The following is an 18,653-nucleotide window of genomic DNA, read 5'->3' on the forward strand; positions in this document are numbered from 1 at the left end:
CCTCGAGTAGGTCAGCGAGTGATGGGGAGTCCGAGCGCAGCTTTGGCGATGATGTCGCGCTGGACTTCATTCGTGCCGCCGCCGAAAGTCAGGATGAGCGACGAGCGGTGGAACCGTTCGATCCGGCCACGCAGCAACGCCGCAGGGGAGTTCGTCCGCACGATCGCGGAGTCGCCCAGTACCTCCATGAGTAGCCGGTATGCCTCGGTTGCGAGTTCTGTACCGAATATCTTTGTCGCCGAGGCCTCCGCGGGTCCGAGTTCGCCAGAGTCGGCTGCCCATGCGATTCGCCAGTTGCGAAGCTTGAGGTACTCGACGTGTGCGTGAACACGCGCCAGATGCAGTTGTGCCCACTCCGCATCGATCACCCGCGAGCCGTCGGCACGTTTGGTGTGGCGTGCCCACTCCAATACCTGGCGCAGCGACTCCTGAAGGGGAGCGGCCGATGTCAGCGCCACTCGCTCGTGGTTGAGCTGATTGGTGATCAACGGCCAGCCACCGTGTAGGTCGCCGACGACGTTGGACGCGGGCACCCGCACGTCGGAGTAGAAGGTCGCGCTCGTTCCCGGTCCCGCCATAGTACGAATCTTCGTCCAGGAGAAGCCCTCCGCCGAGGCAGGGACGATCAAGATCGACAGCCCGCGATGCTTGGTGGCCTCCTGATCGGTACGTGCCGCCAGCCACACATAGTCGGCGTACTCGATCAGGCTGGTCCAGGCCTTCTCGCCATTGATGACGTAACTGTCTCCGTCCTGACGGGCCGTGGTCCGCAACGATGCCAAGTCGGTGCCGGCCTCCGGCTCGGAATATCCAATCGAAAAGTGCAATTCGCCCTTCGCGATCTTTGGAAGGAAGAACGCCTTCTGCTCGTCGGTTCCGAATCGCATGATGGTCGGACCTACGGTGTTCACCGTCAGAAATGGGAAGGGGACCCCGGCCGCGGCAGCCTCATCGGTGAAGATCAGTTGATCCAGCATCGGGCGGTCCCGACCGCCGAACTCTTCCGGCCAGCCGACCGTCAGCCACCCGTCGTGTCCCAGCCGGCGAACAACCTCCTTGTAGGCGCTCGCATCACCGTATTCACCGCCCGGTCCGGCCAGGGCCTCCCGCAGTTCGGCGGTCATGAGTTCGGAGAAGTACCCACGAAGTTGCTTACGCAACTGTCCCTGCTCTTCGGTGAAGCTTATGTGCATCGGACCCTCGGCTCCTCCGTTGATTGGTCTCCGCATGCACCACGGCCAAACCCGGTGATGCGGCTTTCGAGACCAAAACTAGGACAGGTTGCAGGTATTGGTGAAGGCTTGTGCGGGGCAGGAAGATGCCGATCTCTTGGCAGCGAATTACCAGCGCGAAGGTTCGCCTGTGAGGCGTATCACTTGCGTTGACTTCGTCTCGGGTGGATCGCACTCTGTCAACTGGGGCGATCCGCGCGAATTCCGGGGGTGGGGAAATGACACACGACGGCATGATTGGTTCTTTCCATACAGAGAATCGCGAAGCGGGTGAGACGCAGGTTGACGTCAGTTGGTTACTCGCTGAGTCGCGCAGGTTGCTCGATCGCGCGATCGTCGAACACGACACGCGGAGGCAGGGTGGCTTCATTCGCATCTGTCCGGACGACCGTTGGGAACGCAACCTGCAGCATCTACTTCAGCGTGTCCGTGAGGAAGCCGTTCTGGCAGTGGCCTGCCCCCTACGAATGAAACCCAGCTACCAGGCGAGTCATCAGCTCGTCTCGGAGCATCTGGAAGCAGGCAAGCAGATTCGGCTGCTGTACTCGCCGGGTTATGCCGAAACACGTGACCATCGGTCGCTGGTTCAACAGACCACGCTCGAAGCGCAGATCAAGGTGGCCAATGCCGACTTTCACAACATGGTCATCGTCGACAGGAAGATTGCGGCAATCTGGGGCGATGAAGGTCGACAGCACCCCTATGGGTTCGTGATCAGCGATCCGGATCTGCTCAGGGCGATTCACCAGTTCGCAACTCTCATTTGGGCCTCGGCGCCTAGGTTGTCGGCGCATCTGGGCTTGCGTCGCGAGGGGTTCGACGAAATGTCACTGGCCGTATTGCGTGCGCTCAACCTGGGTCTCAAAGACGAAGTAGCGGCGCGCCGGCTGTTGGTGTCGCTGCGTACTTATCGTCGACATGTCGCCGGCATCATGGTCAGGCTCGGCGTCACCACCCGATTTCAAATCGGAGCCCGAGCGGCCGAACTCGGTCTTCTGTCATCGGGCGCAACCGCTTTCGACCCCAGTCGGACGTAGAGCGTGTGTTCGTGATCGGCCTCAGCGCGGCACCCGTGGCAGGCCTAGCCCATTCACGGCGATCAACTCGCGCTGGACCTCGTTCACCCCGCCGCCGAAGGTCAGAACCAGATTGCGCTTCGCCTGGACGTCAAGCCAGGTTGCCAACTCTGCTGTCGCCGGATCGGCGAGATCCCCATGCAGGGCAACGATCTGCTCGAGCTGATCGTAGAGTCGCTGAATTCGCTCGGACCCGAACACTTTCGTCGCCGAAGCATCGGCCGCACCGATCGGTGCGTTCGCCTCCGCGGCGGCGACCTGCCAGTTCAGTAGCTCATTGATCCGCTCGGTGGCCCGAGTCTCGATCAATGCCGAACGCACGTCCGGAATGTCGAGCCGGTCGTGTTGGGCGGCCCAAGCGTGGACCTGGTCGAACAGTCCACCGATCCTTCCCGCGGGACCGAGCATCACCCGTTCGTAGTTGAGCTGTGTGACGATCAATTGCCATCCCTGATTCTCCTCGCCGACAATCATTTGCGCTGGAACACGAACGTCGGAGTAATACGTCACATCGACGTGGTGTGCACCATCGGCAGTGATGATCGGTGTCCAGGTGAAGCCCGGATCGCGTGTGTCGACGATGAGTATCGAGATGCCTTTGTGCTTGGGCGCGTCGGGATCGGTTCGAACCGCGAGCCAGATGTAGTCAGCCGCATGGCCTCCCGTGGTGAACGTCTTCTGGCCGTTGACGACGTAGTGGTCGCCCACTCGAACCGCGGTGGTGCGAAGTGACGCGAGATCGGTCCCGTAGTCGGGTTCGGAGTATCCGATTGCAAAGTGGAGATCGCCGGACAAGATCTTGGGCAGGAAGAACGCCTTCTGCTCGTCGGTCCCGAACGCCTGCAGCGTCGGCCCGACGGTCTGCAATGTGACAGACGGTAGTTGAACGTCGGCGCGGTGAGCCTCGTTGACGAAGATGTGTTGCTCGATCGAACCGAAGCCGCGACCGCCGAATTCCTTTGGCCAGCCGACTCCGAGCCAGCCGTCGCGACCCATCCGACGGACCACGTCTCGGTAGACGGGGCCGTGCCGGTCGACAAGTGTCGTTGCCCGCTCATCGGGCGTCATCAACTGCTGGAAGTAGCGGCGCAACTCGTCCTGCAACGCGCGCTGAGGTGGTGTGAGTTCGATGAACGTTCCCTGGGCTGTGGCCTTCTCCGCGGGCTCTCGCTCGCTATCCGTGTCCAACCCGAGGACGTGGCGCGTATGTTCCGACCCGCCCAAGAATCGGCTCAGATCCTTGAGCGTGGAGTAGTGCCTATGCAGGGGGTAGGTGATGTCTGCCCCCATCCCTCCATGCAGGTGGTGACAAGTCCGAAGGGCGCTCAGCGCCTCGGAGGTCAACCAGTGACAAGCGAGTGCGAGGCTCTGATCGGAACTCAAACCGGCGGTGACGCGCCATGCGCCGGCCGAGGCCGCCAGATGCATGGTGCGCGCGGCAATGTACACATCGGCGATCTGCTGCGATACAGCTTGGAAGCTGGCGAGTGGCTTGCCGAACTGATGGCGTGTCCGGACGTGCCTGGTGGTCAATGTGAGCGCGCCGGTCAGTGCACCGTCTCCGATCGCGACCGCGCCTACAAGAGCGAAGGTACGCAGCGAGGCCACGGAGGCTCCGCTGAAGTCGTTGCCCAGTACCGCCGAATCATCGACCTGCACACCGGACAATCGAATCGTGTAGTCGGGTTGTCCGGATGCAGTGGGAGTCGGTACGAGCTCGACGCCATGGGCTGCCGGGTCGACGAGGAACACTGCAGTGCCGTCGGGGGTTGTGGCCGGTATCAGCACTCGTGTGGCTTGTGCGGCGAATGGTACCGCGATCTTCAGCCCATCGAGTTCCCAACCGCTGGTGGTGCGGATCGCCGTGGTCCGGGGTGTGTCGGTCAGGGGATCGCTCAGTTCGCTCGGGGCTCCGGTGATCAGGCTGTCGCCGGTGGCCAGGGCCGGCAACAATTCGGCCCGCTGCGCAACGGTGCCGTGGGTGGCGAGGGGCAGTACTCCGAGCGCGAGAGCTGCGAAGGCGGGAACACGAGCACCGTGGGCTGAGACTTCGTGTAAGACGGCAGCCACCTCGGCGGCACCCAATCCGTCACCACCGAGGTCTACCGGAAGTGCCAACGACAGCAGACCGACGTCGGCGAGCGAGGCCCACACCCGCGGGTCGTAGCCGAGCTGCGGATCCAGGTCGACTCGGCTCAGAGGGTTGGTCTTCTCCAGCACCTCGTTCGTCAGCTCGGCTATATCTCGATGAACGTCGTTCGGGGTGAAATCCACGCCAGCTCCTCGGTGGGAATTGCAACTGACCCCGTTCTACTTCCGCATCAGCCGGCGTCTGGCGATCTGGCAGGAAGATGCCAGTTTCCGATGCTCTCCTTTGAGCGACTGCAGATTACGAACGCAGAAATCACCGTGACGAATTACCGTGCTATCGGTCAGTGAGAATCCGGTTCGACGCCCAGCTTCTCGCACGCGGCCTGGTACAGCGCGACCACCTCGGTGCGGATCGAGGCGCGGTCGGTGACCGTGCCGACCCAGGGCACCCGCACGGTGCGCTCGGTGCCGTCGACGTCGGCGGACCATTCGCCGGCCTCGGTGTCCAGCCCGGTCATGCGGGCACCGGTGGCGGCGGGTTCCGCGAACGCGCGGACGATCATCAGGTTGTCGGCGGCGTGATCGCCGTTCATGTGGCCGGTCACGGCGGCGACGACGGCGGCGTCGAAGGAGGTCATGGGCGCGATCCTAGCTCCACCGTCGGAGGCTGCCGGTCGGCGTCCAACTCACGCAGGACCGGCAGCGTGAAGCACACGAGCGCCACCACGAGCACCGGTACCGCCAGGACGAAGAACGTGGTCTGGACGCCGACCTGATCGATCAGCGGGCCGGCCAACAGGAAGCCGAGCGGCCCGGCGGCGTACGCGGTGGAGGTCATCACTCCGACGACGCGGCCACGCATGTGCTCGGGACTGCGGGTCTGCATGGCCCAGTTGGCGATCGGACCCACCGGCCCGTACACCAGGCCGATCACGACGGACAGGCCGAGCAGCACCCACAGCGGTGGCAGGAACGCCATGCCGAGCATCGACAATCCGAGGCCGCTGACCGCGATCAGCATCAGGTTCCGGCGTTTCAGGTACGGCGCGAGCGCCCCGTAGGCGAGGGCGCCGACCAGTCCGCCGATGCTCATCGCCATCAACACCCAGCCCAATTGGGCGGGCTGGCCCTGATCAGTGAAGTACTTGGGGAACAACACCGACTCGATCGGCAGATACAGCGCCACGATCACCATGTCGACCAGTGCGAGCGTGCGCAGCAGGCGGTCGTTCCACACGAACCGCAGCCCCTCGAGCGTGCCCGTCCACATCGACGCAGGCCGGGTGGCGTGGTCGGGGCGGCCGGCGTGCTCGAGGCGCAGGAACGCGATCGTCACGATCGACAGGACGAAGCAGACCGCGGTGACCCACAGGGTGCTCTCCGGGCCGACCAACGCGATCAGGACACCGCCGATGCCGGGACCGACGAGGTAGGCGACGTTGTAGTTGGCCTCGTACAGGCTGTTGACGCGGTCGAGTTTCCATCCCGCCGCCCTCGTCGCGGCCGGCAGCATCGATTCGCGCGCCGAGATCCCGGCCGGGTCGAACGTCGCACCGAGCGCGGCCAGCAGCGCGAGCACCGGCACCGACAGACCGATGGTGCCCGCGACGACCGGGATCGCGGCCACCGACAGCGCGGAGAGTGCGTCCGACACCAGCGACGTGGGGCGGCGGCCGAACCGGTCGACGACGGTGCCCGAGAACAGGCTCGCCAGCAGCAGCGGAACGGTTGCCGCGCCCGCCACGATCGCGGCGTCGGTGGCCCGGCCGGTCTGCTCGAGCACCAGCCACGGCAGCGCGACGATGACGATGCCGTTGCCGGTCGCCGACAGCAGCGTTGCGATGTTGAGCAGAATCAACGGCCCGAATCGTCGGGTGGTGGTCACGTTCGGGGCGGTCACGTCGGCAGGCCTCTGCTTGCGGGGGCGGGGTGGTTCGAAGCTAACAGTGCGGCCGGGGACCGCGCGAACGGTTTTCAAGCGGCACCAGCCCCGGCCGCACCACGTCGCTACTCGCGGGTGCCGATGGCCTCGACCGGGTCCTGGCGCAGCGCGGTCCGCGTCGGAAGCGCGATCGCGCACAGCCCCAGCAGGACGGTGACCGCGATGATGCCGCCGTAGACGACGGGGGAGACACTCGGGATCGGCGTACCCGATACGGCCGCCGCGATGCCGGCGAGCGGGGGGATCGCGATGAGCGTGCCGACCACCGCGGCGACCGACACCACGATCACCGACTCCGTCCGCATCATCCGGTGCACCTGCCGCTTGCTCGCGCCGACCAGGCGCAGCAGCGCGAACTCCCGGCCGCGTTCGGCGGTCGCCAGCACGAGCGTGTTGACGACGGCGACCGCGAGGTAGCCGAGCAGGACCGCCAGGGCCACGATGCTCACCCACGACTGGGTGCGCCGCTGGTCCTGACCGGCGGCGGCGAACTCGGCGCGGTCCGCGACGGCGATCCCGGGCGTCATCTGCAGCGCCTGACGAAGTTCGTCGACCCGACCGGGCTCCGCGGTGACCAGGACGACGTCGGCGGTGCCCGCGGTGGTGTGCTCCCGAACCTGCGCGGCCGGCAGCGTGACATCACCGAATCCGAGACCGCGGCCGTACGTCGCCACGACGGTCGGGGTGATCAGCGTCCCGTCGCCGAGTCGCAGCGGCACCACCTCGCCCACGCCGGCGCCCATGTCGAAGGCGGCGTCGAGACTGAGCGCGACGGTGCCGTCCCGCAGCTGTCCCAGATCACCTTCGCGCACATCGAGATCGAGCGTCGACGATGTGGCGGCGGGATCGATGCCCTGCACCGCGTGGGGCTCGGTGGTGGGGGCCTCGCTGTCGGCGCTGGTGAACAGTGCCTGACTGCGGGTGATCGGATTTGCCGCGCGCACAGCCGGTTCGGCGGCGATGGCGTCGACCAGTCCCGGCGCCAGCCCCGCGGCACCGCTCACGACGAGGTCGGCGGTGATGCCGCTGCGGGACTGGTCGTCGGCCGCCGCGGAGATGGTGCTCTGGGTGAACAGCTGCACCGACCCGATCGCGATGGCCAGGGCCAGCGGGGTGATCGCCGCGGCCAGCCGCCGCGCCCGCGCTCCGGTGTTGGCGGCCGCGAGGACGAGGGCCGGTGACGAACTGCGTCGCATCGGTCCGCCGAAGCGGGCGATCGCGGTCGATACCAGGGCGGGGCCGAGGAGTGCCGCCGAGATCACCAGCAGCACAGCCGAACTCCCCGCGCCGGCGAGAGCGGCCTGACCCGGCAGGACGGCGGGCAGCAGCGACGTCGCCAGACCGCCGGCGGCGAACACGAGTCCGGTCACGAGCCGGCCGCGCCCGATGGTGGCGGGTTCGACCGCGGACTCGCGCAGCGCCTCGGTGGGATCGAGCCGGGCCGGACGGCGGGCGGCGATCGCGGCCGCGATCCGCGCGGTGCCGACGGCCAGTAGCACGCCCACCACGGCCGGCAGCGGTCCGTACGCCAGCGCGAAGTCCGACGGGAGCACCCCGGCCTCGGTGAACTGCGCCCGCAGCATGCCGGCGACGGCGAACCCCGGCCACACGCCGAGCACCGCGGCGAGCCCGGCCACCAGCAGTACCTCGCTGCCGACCAGGCGGTGGATCTGGCCGGGGGTCGCGCCCATCGCGCGCAGCAACGCGAACTCGCGGCGGCGCTGCCGGATCGACAGCGACAGCGTGCTCGCGACCACGAACATCGCGATCAGGATCGCCAGGCCGGCGAACGACCCGCACAGCATGATCAGTTCGCTGCGGGCCGCGCCCGCGTCCAGGTACTCGACGTCGCCGCGGGCGTCGCCGGTGTAGGTGCGCACATCGCCGTCGGCGAGCGCGCCGCGGGCGCGGGCGGCCAGTGACGATGCGTCGAACCCCTGCTCGGCGAGCAGCCCCACCGTCGCGACGCGATCGGCGTGCGGCCACAGTTCCTGCGCCCGGGCGTCGGAGAGGAACACCGCCGCCGGGCGTTCGGTCGGTTCGGACGTCGGCGCGGCCGCCACGCCCACGACGGTGTAGGTGTCACCGATGCCGCCGTGCCGCAACGTGATCCGATCGCCCGGGGCCGCGCCACCGGTGACGACCGCCTCCGTCGCGGACGCGGGGGCGCGTCCGGCGGTGAGGGAATACGGCGCGAGGACGGCCGATCCCCAGCCGTGACCGTCGAGCAGCGTGCCGTCGTCGGTGGTCAGTGGCACGCTCACATCGCCCACCGCGGTACGCACGCCCGGGAGCGCGGCCAACTCGTCGACGGCCGCGGCCGGCAACAGTGCACGCTCGGCGAACGGCTGGTCGATGTCCTCCTTCACCTCGAGTGTCTGGGGCGCACCGACGACGACGTCGGCCCCGGCGTACCGGTGCGGGGTGACGCCGCCGCGGATCCCGGACTCGAACAGCACCCCGAGCGCGCAGGTGAGCAGTGCCGCGCAGAACACCGCGACGAACATCGCCGCGAAGCCGCCGCGTTGTGCGCGGATGTTGGCGCGGGCGAGGGCCCGCAGTCTCGACCTGCGCATCGTCACCACTCCCCGAGGTGGGTCATGTGGTCGGCGACCGCGGCCGCGGTGGGGGAGTCCATCCGGCCGACGAGGCGTCCGTCGGCGAGGAACAACACCCGGTCGGCGTGCGCGGCGGCGACCGGATCGTGGGTCACCATGACGATGGTCTGCCCCAGTTCGGTGGTGGTGCGGCGCAACAGGTCGAGCACCTGGCGGCCGGTGCGGCTGTCGAGTGCTCCGGTGGGCTCGTCCGCGAACACCGCGTGGGGCTGCGTGATGAGCGCGCGGGCGATCGCGACGCGCTGCTGTTGGCCGCCCGACATCTCGGCCGGGCGACGGTCGCGCTTGCCGTCGAGCCCGACCGCGTTCAGGACGTAGTCGAGGTGCGCCCGGTCGGCGGCGCGGCCGGCCAGCAGCAGCGGCAGCGTTACGTTCTGCTCCACCGTCAGCGCCGACATGAGGTTGTACGCCTGGAACACGAAGCCGATGTGGTCGCGCCGGAACACCGTGCGGGCCTTGGGCTCGAGTGAGCTGAGCTCGGTGTCGCCCAGCCACACCGAACCCCGCGTCGGCTGATCCAGCCCGGCGGCGCAGTGCAGGAACGTGCTCTTGCCCGAGCCGGACGGCCCCATGACGGCGGTGAAACTGCCGGGCGCGAGTGTGAGGCTGACGTTGTCGAGCGCGGTGACCTCGGCCCGGCCGGAGCCGTACGACTTGGTGACGGCGTCGAGTCGGACGGCGGCCCGAGGCGGGCTCTCGATGAGCGGGGGCGTTGCGGTGAAGGAGGACATGCCCGAAACGCTATGGACGGTGGCGTGCGCGAACCATCCCGTGCGGTACCCGATCGATGGTGTAGCGGGCTATACCGACAGCGGCCCGGTCGTGCGGCATGCTGGAGCGGTGCAGTGGACCGAACGCCTGAACGAGCGGTGGCGCGCCGTCCGCTTCCTCGCGGTCGAGGCCGGCGCCGCCGTCGTCTCGCTCTGCTTCCTCGTGGTCGGGCTGGTGATCGGGGCGATGCTGATCCTGATCGTCGGCTGGCTCGCGGTGCCCGCGTACGTGCGCGCGCTGCGGTGGTGGGCGGGCCGGGCGCGGGTGCGGGCCGGGCGGTACACGGGGACCGTGGTGGGCGAGCGGTATCCGCAGATCACGGACCATCCGGGCTTCGACGATCTACGGCGGCTGCTGACCGCACAGTCCACGCGACGCGACTTTGCGTGGGTCGCCGTGCACTCGATCGCGGCGCTCACGGCGGGTCTGCTGGCGATAGGACTGCCGGCGGCGGCGCTGAATTCGCTGGCGATCCCGTTCTACTGGTGGGCGCTGCCGCCCGACGAGCCGGTGAGCAGCATCTATCCGGTCACGTCGTGGTGGGGTGCGGCGCCGATGCCGCTCGTCGCCGTCGGCTACGTGCTGCTGGGGTGGTGGACGATCCCCGCGATGGCCCGGGGCATCAGCGGGCTCGCGTCCCGGCTGCTCGCGCCGCGGCGGGAAACCGAACTGTCCGAACGGGTCTCGGCCCTGACCGCGAGCCGTGCCGCCGCCCTCGACGCGCACGCCGCGGAGCTGCGGCGGATCGAACGGGACCTGCACGACGGTGCCCAGAATCGGTTGGTCGCGGTGGTGATGATGCTCGGTCTCGCCGAACGCTCGCTGCGGGTGGACCCGGATCAGGCTCTGCCGCAGCTGCTTCGGGCGCAGGACGCCGCGTCGGACGCGCTGTCGGAGCTGCGGACGCTGGTCCACGACATCTATCCGCCGATCCTCGACGAGCTCGGGCTGGGCGGTGCCGTGTCGGCGCTGGCGGGACGCTGCACGGTGCCGTGCGTGCTCGACGTCGACGGCCTGCGCCGGGCGCCCGCCGCGGTGGAGGCGGCCGCGTACTTCGTCGTCGCCGAGGCCCTCACCAACGTCGTCAAGCACAGCGGTGCCGAGCGCGTGCAGCTCACGATCGGCACCCGCGACGACGCGGCGGGGGCGACCATGGTGATCGACGTCCTCGACGACGGGCACGGCGGTGCGGTGGAGACCGCGGGCAGCGGATTGGCCGGGATCCGGCGCCGCGTGGCAGCGTTCGAGGGAACTATGACCGTGCAGAGCCCGCTCGGCGGGCCGACGAGACTCGAGGTGACACTGCCGTGCGGATTCTGATCGCCGAGGACGACGCTCTGCTCCGGGAGGGGCTCGCGCTCCTGCTGCGCAGCGTCGGGATCGAGGTGACGGCTGCGGTCGACGACGCCGAGAAGTTCCTCGCGGCGTTCGAGGCGGATCCGCCGGACGGTGCCGTGCTGGACGTGCGCATGCCGCCGACGTTCACCAACGAGGGCCTGAAGGCGGCGATCGAGGCGCGGCGGCGTCGGCCCGGATTCCCGGTCCTGGTGCTCTCGGCATACGTCGAGGACCGGTACGCGGGGGAGCTGCTGTCGGGTGGCGCGTCCGGCGTCGGCTACCTGCTCAAGGAGCGGGTCGGCAAGGTCGAGGAGTTCGTCGACGCGCTGCGCCGGGTGGTCGACGGCGGGACGGTGATGGATCCCGAGGTGATCTCGCAGCTCATGAGCCGGCGCCGGGCCGACGATCCCATCCGCACCCTCACCCCGCGCGAATCGGAGGTGTTGGGACTGATGGCGGAGGGGCTCGGCAACGCGGACATCGCCCGCAAACTCGTGGTCAGCGACACCGCGGTGAGCAAGCACATCGGTAACATCTTCGCGAAGCTCGGACTGTCAGCGTCGGATACCGGACACCGGCGGGTGCTCGCGGTGCTCGCCCACCTGCGCTCCTGATCAGGCGCTCTCGAGCGCCTCGCCGACCTCCTGCAGCGCGCGGTGGTGCTGATCGGCGGCCAGCGCGTGCCCGGCGGCGATCGCGAGAGCCACGGGCCAGTCGATCAGCTCGAACGCCGCGAGCAGCCCGAGGGCGGCGAAATATGCCAGCTGTTCGGGCCGGGGCACCCCGATGTCCCCGACGAGCGGGAGCCGGATCGCGAAGCGCGAGCCCTGGTCGATCTGTTCGAGCGCGGCCTGGTGCGAATCGAGTCGGTGCTGAAGGTCCATGGTTGTTTCGGTCATCGTTCGCCCTGCCCATCCTCGTCGTTCACCTGCCGGACACCTACGGCCGCCATCGTGGGAGCCGTGATCGTTTCGTTACCTGCACTGTCTGCGTTCGCATCGGCTCTCGCTCCCTCGCGGACCGATCCGTTGACCGGTGCCGTCGCCGCAGTTCTGACCCCGCCGCTGCGCCACACGTACGCCGTGCTGCTGCGCGCGGGAGTGCTGATCGTCGACTGATTCGGCGCGGTGCTGCGTGTCTGCCACCATGTGAGTACCCGGGGTGCCACCGCGGCGGCCGCGGTGGCACCGGCGGCGGACCCGAGGGCCTGCGTCCATCCGACGGGGCCGAGTGGGGTGCAACCGAGGAACTGGCTGACCCCGGGCGTGCTGACCACCGCGCCGAGCACCGCCAGCGAGCCCACGGCCGTCGTCACGACCAGCGGGCTGCGGGAATCGATCAGCGTCTGCCCCAACTGGGCCCCGACGAGCGCGACGAGTCCCACCGTCGACGCCCTGCGCGGGCGGCCGGTGACCGAGGCCAGACCCCACGCGACGCCCGCACCGGCCGCGGTCGCCGCGCCCCGCACGGCGACCGTCCGCCACAGTGCGGCCGTGTCCGGCCCGCGGCCGTCGTAGGCGCGGTCCGGGTTGGGTGGGCTCACCGCGAGCGCCGCCGCCGGTAGCGCGTCGGTGAGCAGATTGACTAGCAGCAGTTGTCTCGCATTGAGGGGGGCGCGCCCGCTGATCGCGCTCCCGATCAGCGCGAACGCAACCTCGCCGGCGTTGCCACCGAGCAGCACCGACACCGCCGACTGCACCCGCTGCCACAGCTGCCGTCCCTCGTCGATCGCGTCCAGGATCGCGTCGACGTGGCCGTCGAGCAGCAGGATGTCGGCCGCGCTGCGGGCCGGGTGGCTGCCGTGCGACGCGACGCCGATCCCGATGCTCGCGGCCCGGATCGCGGCGGCGTCGTTCGCGCCGTCCCCGACCATCGCGCAGACGTGCCCGGTGCGTTCGAGGGTCTGCACGATCTGTACCTTCTGCTCCGGCGACATCCGCGCGAACACCTGGCGCTCGCGCACCGCGGTCTCCTGCCGCCGGTGCGACAGCGCCTCCCATTCGGTGCCGGTCAGCACGTCGCCCGCGTCGAGTTCGAGGCCCAGGTCCCGGGCGATCGCGGCGGCGGTGACGGGGTGATCGCCGGTGATCAGCCGCACCGAGACGTCCCGCTCCTCGAGGGCGGGGAGCAGCCCGGCGGCCTCGGGTCGGGCGGTGTCGGACAGCCCCAGCAGGCCGAGCGGCTCCAGCCCCCGGCGGCACAGGGATTCGATCGCGTCGGGATCGTCCGCGGCCCGCGCCGCCTGGTCCGCGGTGAGGGTGCGGCGGGCCACCGCGATCACGCGCAGGCCCTGCTCGGCCATCGTCTGCACCTCGTCGACGATCGTCTCGAGCGGTGCGGGCGAGGTGCCGGTGCAGGCGGCCAGCATTACCTCGGGTGCGCCCTTGACCACCAGGTCGGTGCCGGTGATCGCGGCGGCGTACGGGCGGCCGGACCGGAACGGAAGCAGCAGGTCGGCGGTGTCGACGCTGCCCGACCTCTCCCTGGCCTCCACCACGGCGCGGTCGGTGGCGTGCGCGGCCGCCTTCCCGTCCGCGGTGATCGATGTCCGTGCTGCGGCGTCGACGACGTCGTCGTGGTCGTGCGAGCCGAGGGGCCGGACCGCGGTGACCCGCAGGCGGTCCTCGCTGAGCGTGCCCGTCTTGTCGAAGCACACGACGTCGACCCGGCCGAGTGCCTCGACCGAACGGGGCGCGCGTACCAGCGCCGACGAATGCGTGAGCCGGCGCGCTGCGGCTTGCTGGGCGAGGGTCGCGACGAGGGGCAGGCCCTCGGGCACGGCCGCCACCGCCACGGCGACGCCGCTCGTGATCGCGGCCTGGAGCCCTCCGCCGCGCAGCATCGAGGTGAGGGTGACCAGCGCACCACCGCCGACGCTGACCGGCAGAACCCGCCGGGTCAACTCGCCCAGCTGGGCCTGCAGCCCTGTCCGGCCGACCGGTGTCGGCGACAGCGCGGATGCGCGGCCCGTCTCGGTGGCGGCGCCGACGGCGGTCACCACGGCGGTTGCGGTGCCGGTCAGGACGGTGGTGCCCGAGTAGAGCATGCAGCTGCGTTCGGCGAGGGGGACGCCCGGCGTCGCCTCGGTCTGCTTGTCGACCGGGAGGGATTCCCCGGTCAGGGAGGACTCGTCCGCCTCGACGCCGTCCGCCTCGATCAGGCGGCCGTCGGCAGGCACCACCTCACCCGGCCGTACCTCGATCACCTCGCCCGCGCGGAGCAGTCCGGCGGCCACGGCCTCGTGTCCGCCCTGTCCGCCGCCGACCACGCGAGCCGGGGTGTCCTGCACCGCGAGGAGCCGCCGCAGCAGCCGCTCCGCGTGCAGGCGCTGGACGGCGGACAGTGCGGCGTTGCCGACGAGGACGGATCCGACGAGGATCGCGTCGACGGGGGAGCCGAGCACGGCACTCGCGGCCGAGCCCGTGGCGAGGATCGGCGTCAGCGGGTCGGACAGCTCGGTCCGCAGCGAGCGCCCGAAATCCCAGGTGGCCTCCACGGGACGCCGCATCCAGGTCGCCGTCGCGATCAGGCGGCCCGCCCCGGCCGTCTCCGACCGCGGTCCGGGCGTGCCGAGCATGGCGCGGACACGGTCGACGGGCATCGAATGCCAGTCGTGCTGTGGATCCGGCAGGGGTGTCGCGGCGCGCAGAACCTGTCGAGCCAGCCGGTGGCCGGTCCACAGTGCGGCGCCGGCCCCGGCGCTGACGGGTCCCGGGCCGCGGCCGTGCGTCCCGGGCAGCATCAGGAGCGATCCGAGAAGTGAAGCGCCGGTGGCAATCTCGATACCGCGGCGACTGGCGGTCCGGGCCGCCGGGACGGCGCGCACCACCCGCCATGCGGCCGCCAGGTCGGGGACGAGGAGGTCGCAGTCGGTGGGCGGCGGGGCGCCGCTGCGCACGAGCCCGATCCCGACGTCCGCGGTCGCGAGTGCCCGCGGACAGTCCGCGGCGAGAACCGCCACCGACGCGCCACCGTCCCGCAGGTTCAGTGCCATCTCCAGAAGGTCGGAATCGACTGCGCCGGTGGGCTTCCGGAGCTCGTCGAACGCCGAGCGCAGGGTTCCGAGGGCGTCGTCGTCGATCGAGTGGACGGTCATGGCGGACCGTCGAATCTGTTCGAGCAGGCCACCGGCCAGGGGATCGCGAACGGGCGCGACCAGCACCGCGGCGTCGGGGTCGTCGGCGACGTCTGCCACCTCCGACAGTTCCGCGAGTCGATGCCAGCCCTGCCCGAGCACTCCGTCGTCGACGGCGGTGCGGGCCACGTCCCAGACGCGCGCCCGACGGTCCTCCGCAACGCCCCGGATCCGGCTCACCCGCAGATCAGTGGTCAACAGCGCACGCGGGTCGACGACCAGCGCGGTCACGCAGTCGATCCGACGCAGCACGTCAGGGCCGCGGCACAGCACGCGGTGATCGGTGACCAGTCCGCGACCGAGCGCGCTCGCGAAGGACTCACGTGCGGTGCGGGCCGCCTTCGGGGCCGTCACCAGAGCCGTCGTCCCGGCCGTGCGGAGACTGCCGGTGGCGGCACCGACGGCCACCGAGCCCGCGAGCTGTACCCACGCGGCCCGCTCGAGATGGCGATCGACCGCGCCGCTGGGGGGAGCGGTGTCGGCGGGCGTGCTCCGGGGGAGGGGACTGCGCTGCCACGCGCGCCGGTTGGCGACCACCTCGCCCACCACCGACGCCCGCAGCAGCGCCTCGACCGCGAGAGGGGCCGGCGCCTGCGCGGCCGCGAAGCCGGCGGCCGTCGCGGTCGACAGGACCAGGTCGGTGCCGACGCGACCGAGCCCGGCCTCCAGGAGCCGGCGCAGCCGCGGTTGGTAGTCGAGGACCGTCACCGGCGCGGCCAGCGCGAGGGGAAGCCGCGGCAACGTCAGGATCCGTCCCGCCGTCGCGAATCCGAACCCGACGGAGTGGGCGGCGAGCGCGGCCACACGGGCGCGGAGCACGGCATCGTCCCAGGCCGGCGGCGGTGGACGATCGGTGCCGGGGGAGTCGGCCTGTCGAGGCGCGAGCAGCGCGGTCAGCACACCCGCGGTCGCGGCGGTGCCGACGACCGCCGTCGTCAGTGCCGTGTCCAGGCTCCGGCGGGGCAGTGCGCGTGCCTGCCCCAGTAGTGCCCCGACCCCCGCGATCCTCACCGAGTGGTACGCCCCCGTGGCCGGGAGGTCGTGCTCTTCTTCGTCGTCTTCTTCGCAGTTGCCTTCTTGGTGTTCGCGGTGCGGTCGGGACCCGCTCGGGTGGGCTTGGCGGGCGCGCTCGCGGGGGCGGCGGCCATCGCAGCCTCCGGGTGCGCGCCGCGCTCGTGGAGTTGCCTCAACACGAGCGCGGCGCCCCCGACGGTCAGGACCACCGGCCATTCGACGAGCCCCACCGCGCCCGCGGCGGCCATGGTCAGTACGGCGGCCGGTGTGGAGTGGCTCCCGGTTTCGACGCCTCTGCGCATTCCGTCGGCTATTCCGCCGACCGCGCCCCGGACGCCCCCGACGACGGTCCCGACAGCCGCGCCGCCGACCGCGCCGATCGAGGCGGTGGTCACCTCCGCGATCCCGGAGACGGTCCGCACGGCTCCGTCGGCGAACGACATTCGGCCGTTGCCGGATCTGTGACCGTTGTGCGAGGTGTTCCCTGTCTGTTCCATCGAACGCCCATCGTCGGATTCGCAGTCGCAGTGGGGCTGCAGTCGTCGGGGATCGGGTTACCACTCGCAGCCGAGTCTAAACCCGACCACCTGCCTTGTGAACCTTTCGGACGTTCGATCGGCACGAATCACCCGGTGTGTCAAGCGTTGTATTCAGCCAAACGGCAACCCGTGGCATTGCGACCGTCCGGTCCTAACGTTGTTCTCTGTCACCCCATCCCGTTGCGCCCCCGATCCGAGTGCGGCGCACGGATTTTCCGTCCCATTGCAACCCAGGAGTCCTCGATGTTCCGTATGCGCCGTCTGCCCCGAGCTGCTCTCGCTCTCGCGCTCGTTCCCCTGGCAGGGCTGGCGGTTGCATGTGGCGGTTCGGACGCCGCGGCGTCCGACGCCGCGACCGATCAGTTCACCCTCAAGGTCTACGACCCGGGCAACTCCGGAGCGATTGCGGTCGGGAAGCGTGACGGTGACTTCGACCGAGCGCTCGCACCGCTCGGAGCGAAGATCGAATGGGTCAAGACCACACCGGGATTCAGTTCCAACCTCAAACTGTTCAACACCGGGGAACTGGATATCCAGACTGGCGCCTACAGCCCCGTCGTGGGCGCGCTGTCGAAGGACGTCGGCGTCCGGATCTTCGCGACGTCCGACCCGTACAACAAGGACCAGAGTGGCATCATCGCCACACCCGGGTCGGGCATCGAGAAGCTCGAGGACCTCGCGGGCAAGCGGGTCGCCGTCAATCCGGCGGCCAAGGGCGAGTACATCGTCCTCAAGGCGCTGACCGCGGCGCGCATCCCTATCGATTCGGTGGCGCGGGTACCGCTGCAGCAGACCGATGCGGCGTCCGCGTTCTCCACCGGGCAGGTGGATGCGTGGGCCTCCTTCCTTGCTCCTTACCAGGAGGCGAAAGTGAAGGGTGCCAAGGAGATCGCCACCGAGGGCAGCATCGACTCGGTCGATAACACGATCATCGCCGGCCGCACCGCGGTGCTGCAGGAACATCCCGAGGCGGTGCAGAAGTTCCTCGAGGTCACCCAGGACCTCACTCGCCGGCAGTGGGAGAATCCGGCCGCGTTCGAGAACGTCTTCGAACAGGCCGGTCCGCGGGCGCTGACCGGGCAGCGGCTCGACGACGCGATCGCGCTCGGCGGCAAGGTCACCGACTTCCGCTACCCGACCGCCGCCGACGAGGCGGATCTGCAGTCCGTGGCCGACCTGTTCTACGACAACGGCGTCATCCAGCGGCAGATCGCGGCCTCCGACCTCACGTTCGACCTGCAGGGCGCGGTGGCCGACAAGCAGGCGGCACGGCGATGACGGTCACCGCACAACCTGCCGCCGACATCAGGGTGACGGAGTCCCTGGCGCTCGAGGAGCCCCGCTACCGGAGGACGCGCAGCAGGCCGGCGTGGCTGTCGCTGCCGCTGCGACTGCTCGCGAGGTGCTCTCCGGCCACGGGATCTGCCGGCTTCGTCACCGGCTACGCCGAGGTCTTCCGCCGGCACCCCGAGATCACGTCCATCGTGCACGTGCACACGCCGTGGCTCGGTGGCTGGGCGCAGACCCACCGCACGTTGCGGATCAAGTACGCCGCCTCGCAGCGCCTGACGCTGTCCCGGGACATCCCGCCGCACATCGACCGCAGCCAGTCACCGGGCAACTTCATCCTCGATCGCCTGGTCGACGACCCGGACCTCGTCGCGACCTTCGAGGCGAACGGCGGTGTCAACGTCATCGGCCGCGACGGGCTGCTCGAGCTCGCCAAGTTCGTCGTCCTGCTCGAGGAGGGCGCCCAGTACCAGGCGCTCGGCGAGCTCGTCGGCGGCACCGTCGACTTCGACAAGACCAACCTCGTCGCCCAGTGGGGCCGCAGCGGCCTGCTCGACGAGGCCCGCCGCCGCGGACTCGTCTGAGCCCGAACCGATTTCAGGAGGAC

The 18,653-nt window shown here is 69.7% G+C and carries 14 protein-coding genes and 2 pseudogenes; 6 read left to right on the plus strand and 10 right to left on the minus strand.

From position 1 onward, the window contains the following. Positions 1-11: 11 nt before the first annotated feature. Positions 12-1,193: an acyl-CoA dehydrogenase family protein gene (locus HUN07_RS09295; protein ID WP_174914574.1), complete on the minus strand. Its 1,182-nt coding sequence runs from the start codon at positions 1,191-1,193 to the stop codon at positions 12-14. A gap of 257 nt (positions 1,194-1,450) precedes the next feature. Here HUN07_RS09295 and HUN07_RS09300 point away from each other — a divergent pair, with 257 nt between their 5' ends. Next, a complete protein-coding gene (locus HUN07_RS09300) occupies positions 1,451-2,269 on the plus strand; it encodes a hypothetical protein (protein ID WP_174909270.1) in 819 nt (272 codons plus the stop codon). A 21-nt stretch (positions 2,270-2,290) separates the two neighbouring features. Here the strand turns inward: HUN07_RS09300 and HUN07_RS27410 are convergent, their stop codons facing one another. The 6 genes and pseudogenes from HUN07_RS27410 to HUN07_RS09325 form a co-directional block, all read right to left on the minus strand. Beyond that, entirely contained in the window at positions 2,291-3,496 is a 1,206-nt protein-coding gene (locus HUN07_RS27410) for an acyl-CoA dehydrogenase family protein (protein ID WP_368077047.1), read from the minus strand. A 24-nt stretch (positions 3,497-3,520) separates the two neighbouring features. Next, positions 3,521-4,582, minus strand: a pseudogene (locus HUN07_RS27415) (acyl-CoA dehydrogenase family protein); the annotation flags it as partial. Between the two features lie 158 nt (positions 4,583-4,740). Then, entirely contained in the window at positions 4,741-5,037 is a 297-nt protein-coding gene (locus HUN07_RS09310) for a DUF2470 domain-containing protein (protein ID WP_114724290.1), read from the minus strand. Beyond that, positions 5,034-6,299, minus strand: a complete 1,266-nt coding sequence (locus HUN07_RS09315; RefSeq protein ID WP_174909274.1) for an MFS transporter — start codon at positions 6,297-6,299, stop codon at positions 5,034-5,036. The genes HUN07_RS09310 and HUN07_RS09315 overlap by 4 nt, the downstream gene beginning before the upstream one ends. Before the next feature lie 107 nt (positions 6,300-6,406). Continuing rightward, the gene (locus HUN07_RS09320; RefSeq protein ID WP_174909275.1) at positions 6,407-8,917 is read right to left on the minus strand and encodes an FtsX-like permease family protein; all 2,511 of its coding nucleotides are present in this window, start codon (positions 8,915-8,917) and stop codon (positions 6,407-6,409) included. A 2-nt stretch (positions 8,918-8,919) separates the two neighbouring features. After that, complete coding sequence (locus HUN07_RS09325; RefSeq protein ID WP_174909277.1) at positions 8,920-9,690, minus strand: ABC transporter ATP-binding protein; 771 nt, start codon at positions 9,688-9,690, stop codon at positions 8,920-8,922. Positions 9,691-9,799: 109 nt separating this feature from the next. On the opposite strand from HUN07_RS09325, the gene HUN07_RS09330 reads away from it, so the two are divergent. Then, entirely contained in the window at positions 9,800-11,050 is a 1,251-nt protein-coding gene (locus HUN07_RS09330; protein ID WP_174914576.1) for a sensor histidine kinase, read from the plus strand. Beyond that, positions 11,038-11,682 carry a response regulator gene (locus HUN07_RS09335; protein WP_114724294.1) on the plus strand — a complete coding sequence of 215 codons (645 nt, stop codon included), beginning with the start codon at positions 11,038-11,040 and terminating at the stop codon, positions 11,680-11,682. Before HUN07_RS09330 ends, HUN07_RS09335 begins: the two co-directional genes overlap by 13 nt. Here HUN07_RS09335 and HUN07_RS09340 read toward each other — a convergent pair whose 3' ends face one another. Continuing rightward, a complete protein-coding gene (locus HUN07_RS09340) occupies positions 11,683-11,967 on the minus strand; it encodes a hypothetical protein (protein WP_114724295.1) in 285 nt (94 codons plus the stop codon). Between the two features lie 63 nt (positions 11,968-12,030). Here HUN07_RS09340 and HUN07_RS27420 point away from each other — a divergent pair, with 63 nt between their 5' ends. Further along, positions 12,031-12,186 (plus strand): Rv1535 domain-containing protein, encoded by a 156-nt coding sequence (locus tag HUN07_RS27420; protein ID WP_368077048.1) that lies wholly within the window; start codon positions 12,031-12,033, stop codon positions 12,184-12,186. Between the two features lie 113 nt (positions 12,187-12,299). Here HUN07_RS27420 and HUN07_RS09345 read toward each other — a convergent pair. After that, positions 12,300-15,164 (minus strand): annotated as a pseudogene (locus tag HUN07_RS09345) (cation-translocating P-type ATPase); the annotation flags it as partial. Positions 15,165-16,210: 1,046 nt separating this feature from the next. After that, positions 16,211-16,714 carry a hypothetical protein gene (locus tag HUN07_RS09350; RefSeq protein WP_441346805.1) on the minus strand — a complete coding sequence of 168 codons (504 nt, stop codon included), beginning with the start codon at positions 16,712-16,714 and terminating at the stop codon, positions 16,211-16,213. A 285-nt stretch (positions 16,715-16,999) separates the two neighbouring features. Here HUN07_RS09350 and HUN07_RS09355 point away from each other — a divergent pair, with 285 nt between their 5' ends. Both HUN07_RS09355 and HUN07_RS09365 read left to right on the plus strand, forming a co-directional pair. Then, on the plus strand, positions 17,000-18,034 hold the full coding sequence (locus tag HUN07_RS09355) for an NrtA/SsuA/CpmA family ABC transporter substrate-binding protein (protein WP_174909281.1): 1,035 nt from the start codon (positions 17,000-17,002) through the stop codon (positions 18,032-18,034). Then, positions 18,031-18,630: a class II aldolase/adducin family protein gene (locus tag HUN07_RS09365; protein WP_254622868.1), complete on the plus strand. Its 600-nt coding sequence runs from the start codon at positions 18,031-18,033 to the stop codon at positions 18,628-18,630. The genes HUN07_RS09355 and HUN07_RS09365 overlap by 4 nt, the downstream gene beginning before the upstream one ends. The last annotated feature ends 23 nt before the right edge of the window (positions 18,631-18,653 follow it).

Origin of the sequence: Rhodococcus sp. W8901 (assembly GCF_013348805.1) — a bacterium.
Lineage (GTDB): Bacteria > Actinomycetota > Actinomycetes > Mycobacteriales > Mycobacteriaceae > Prescottella.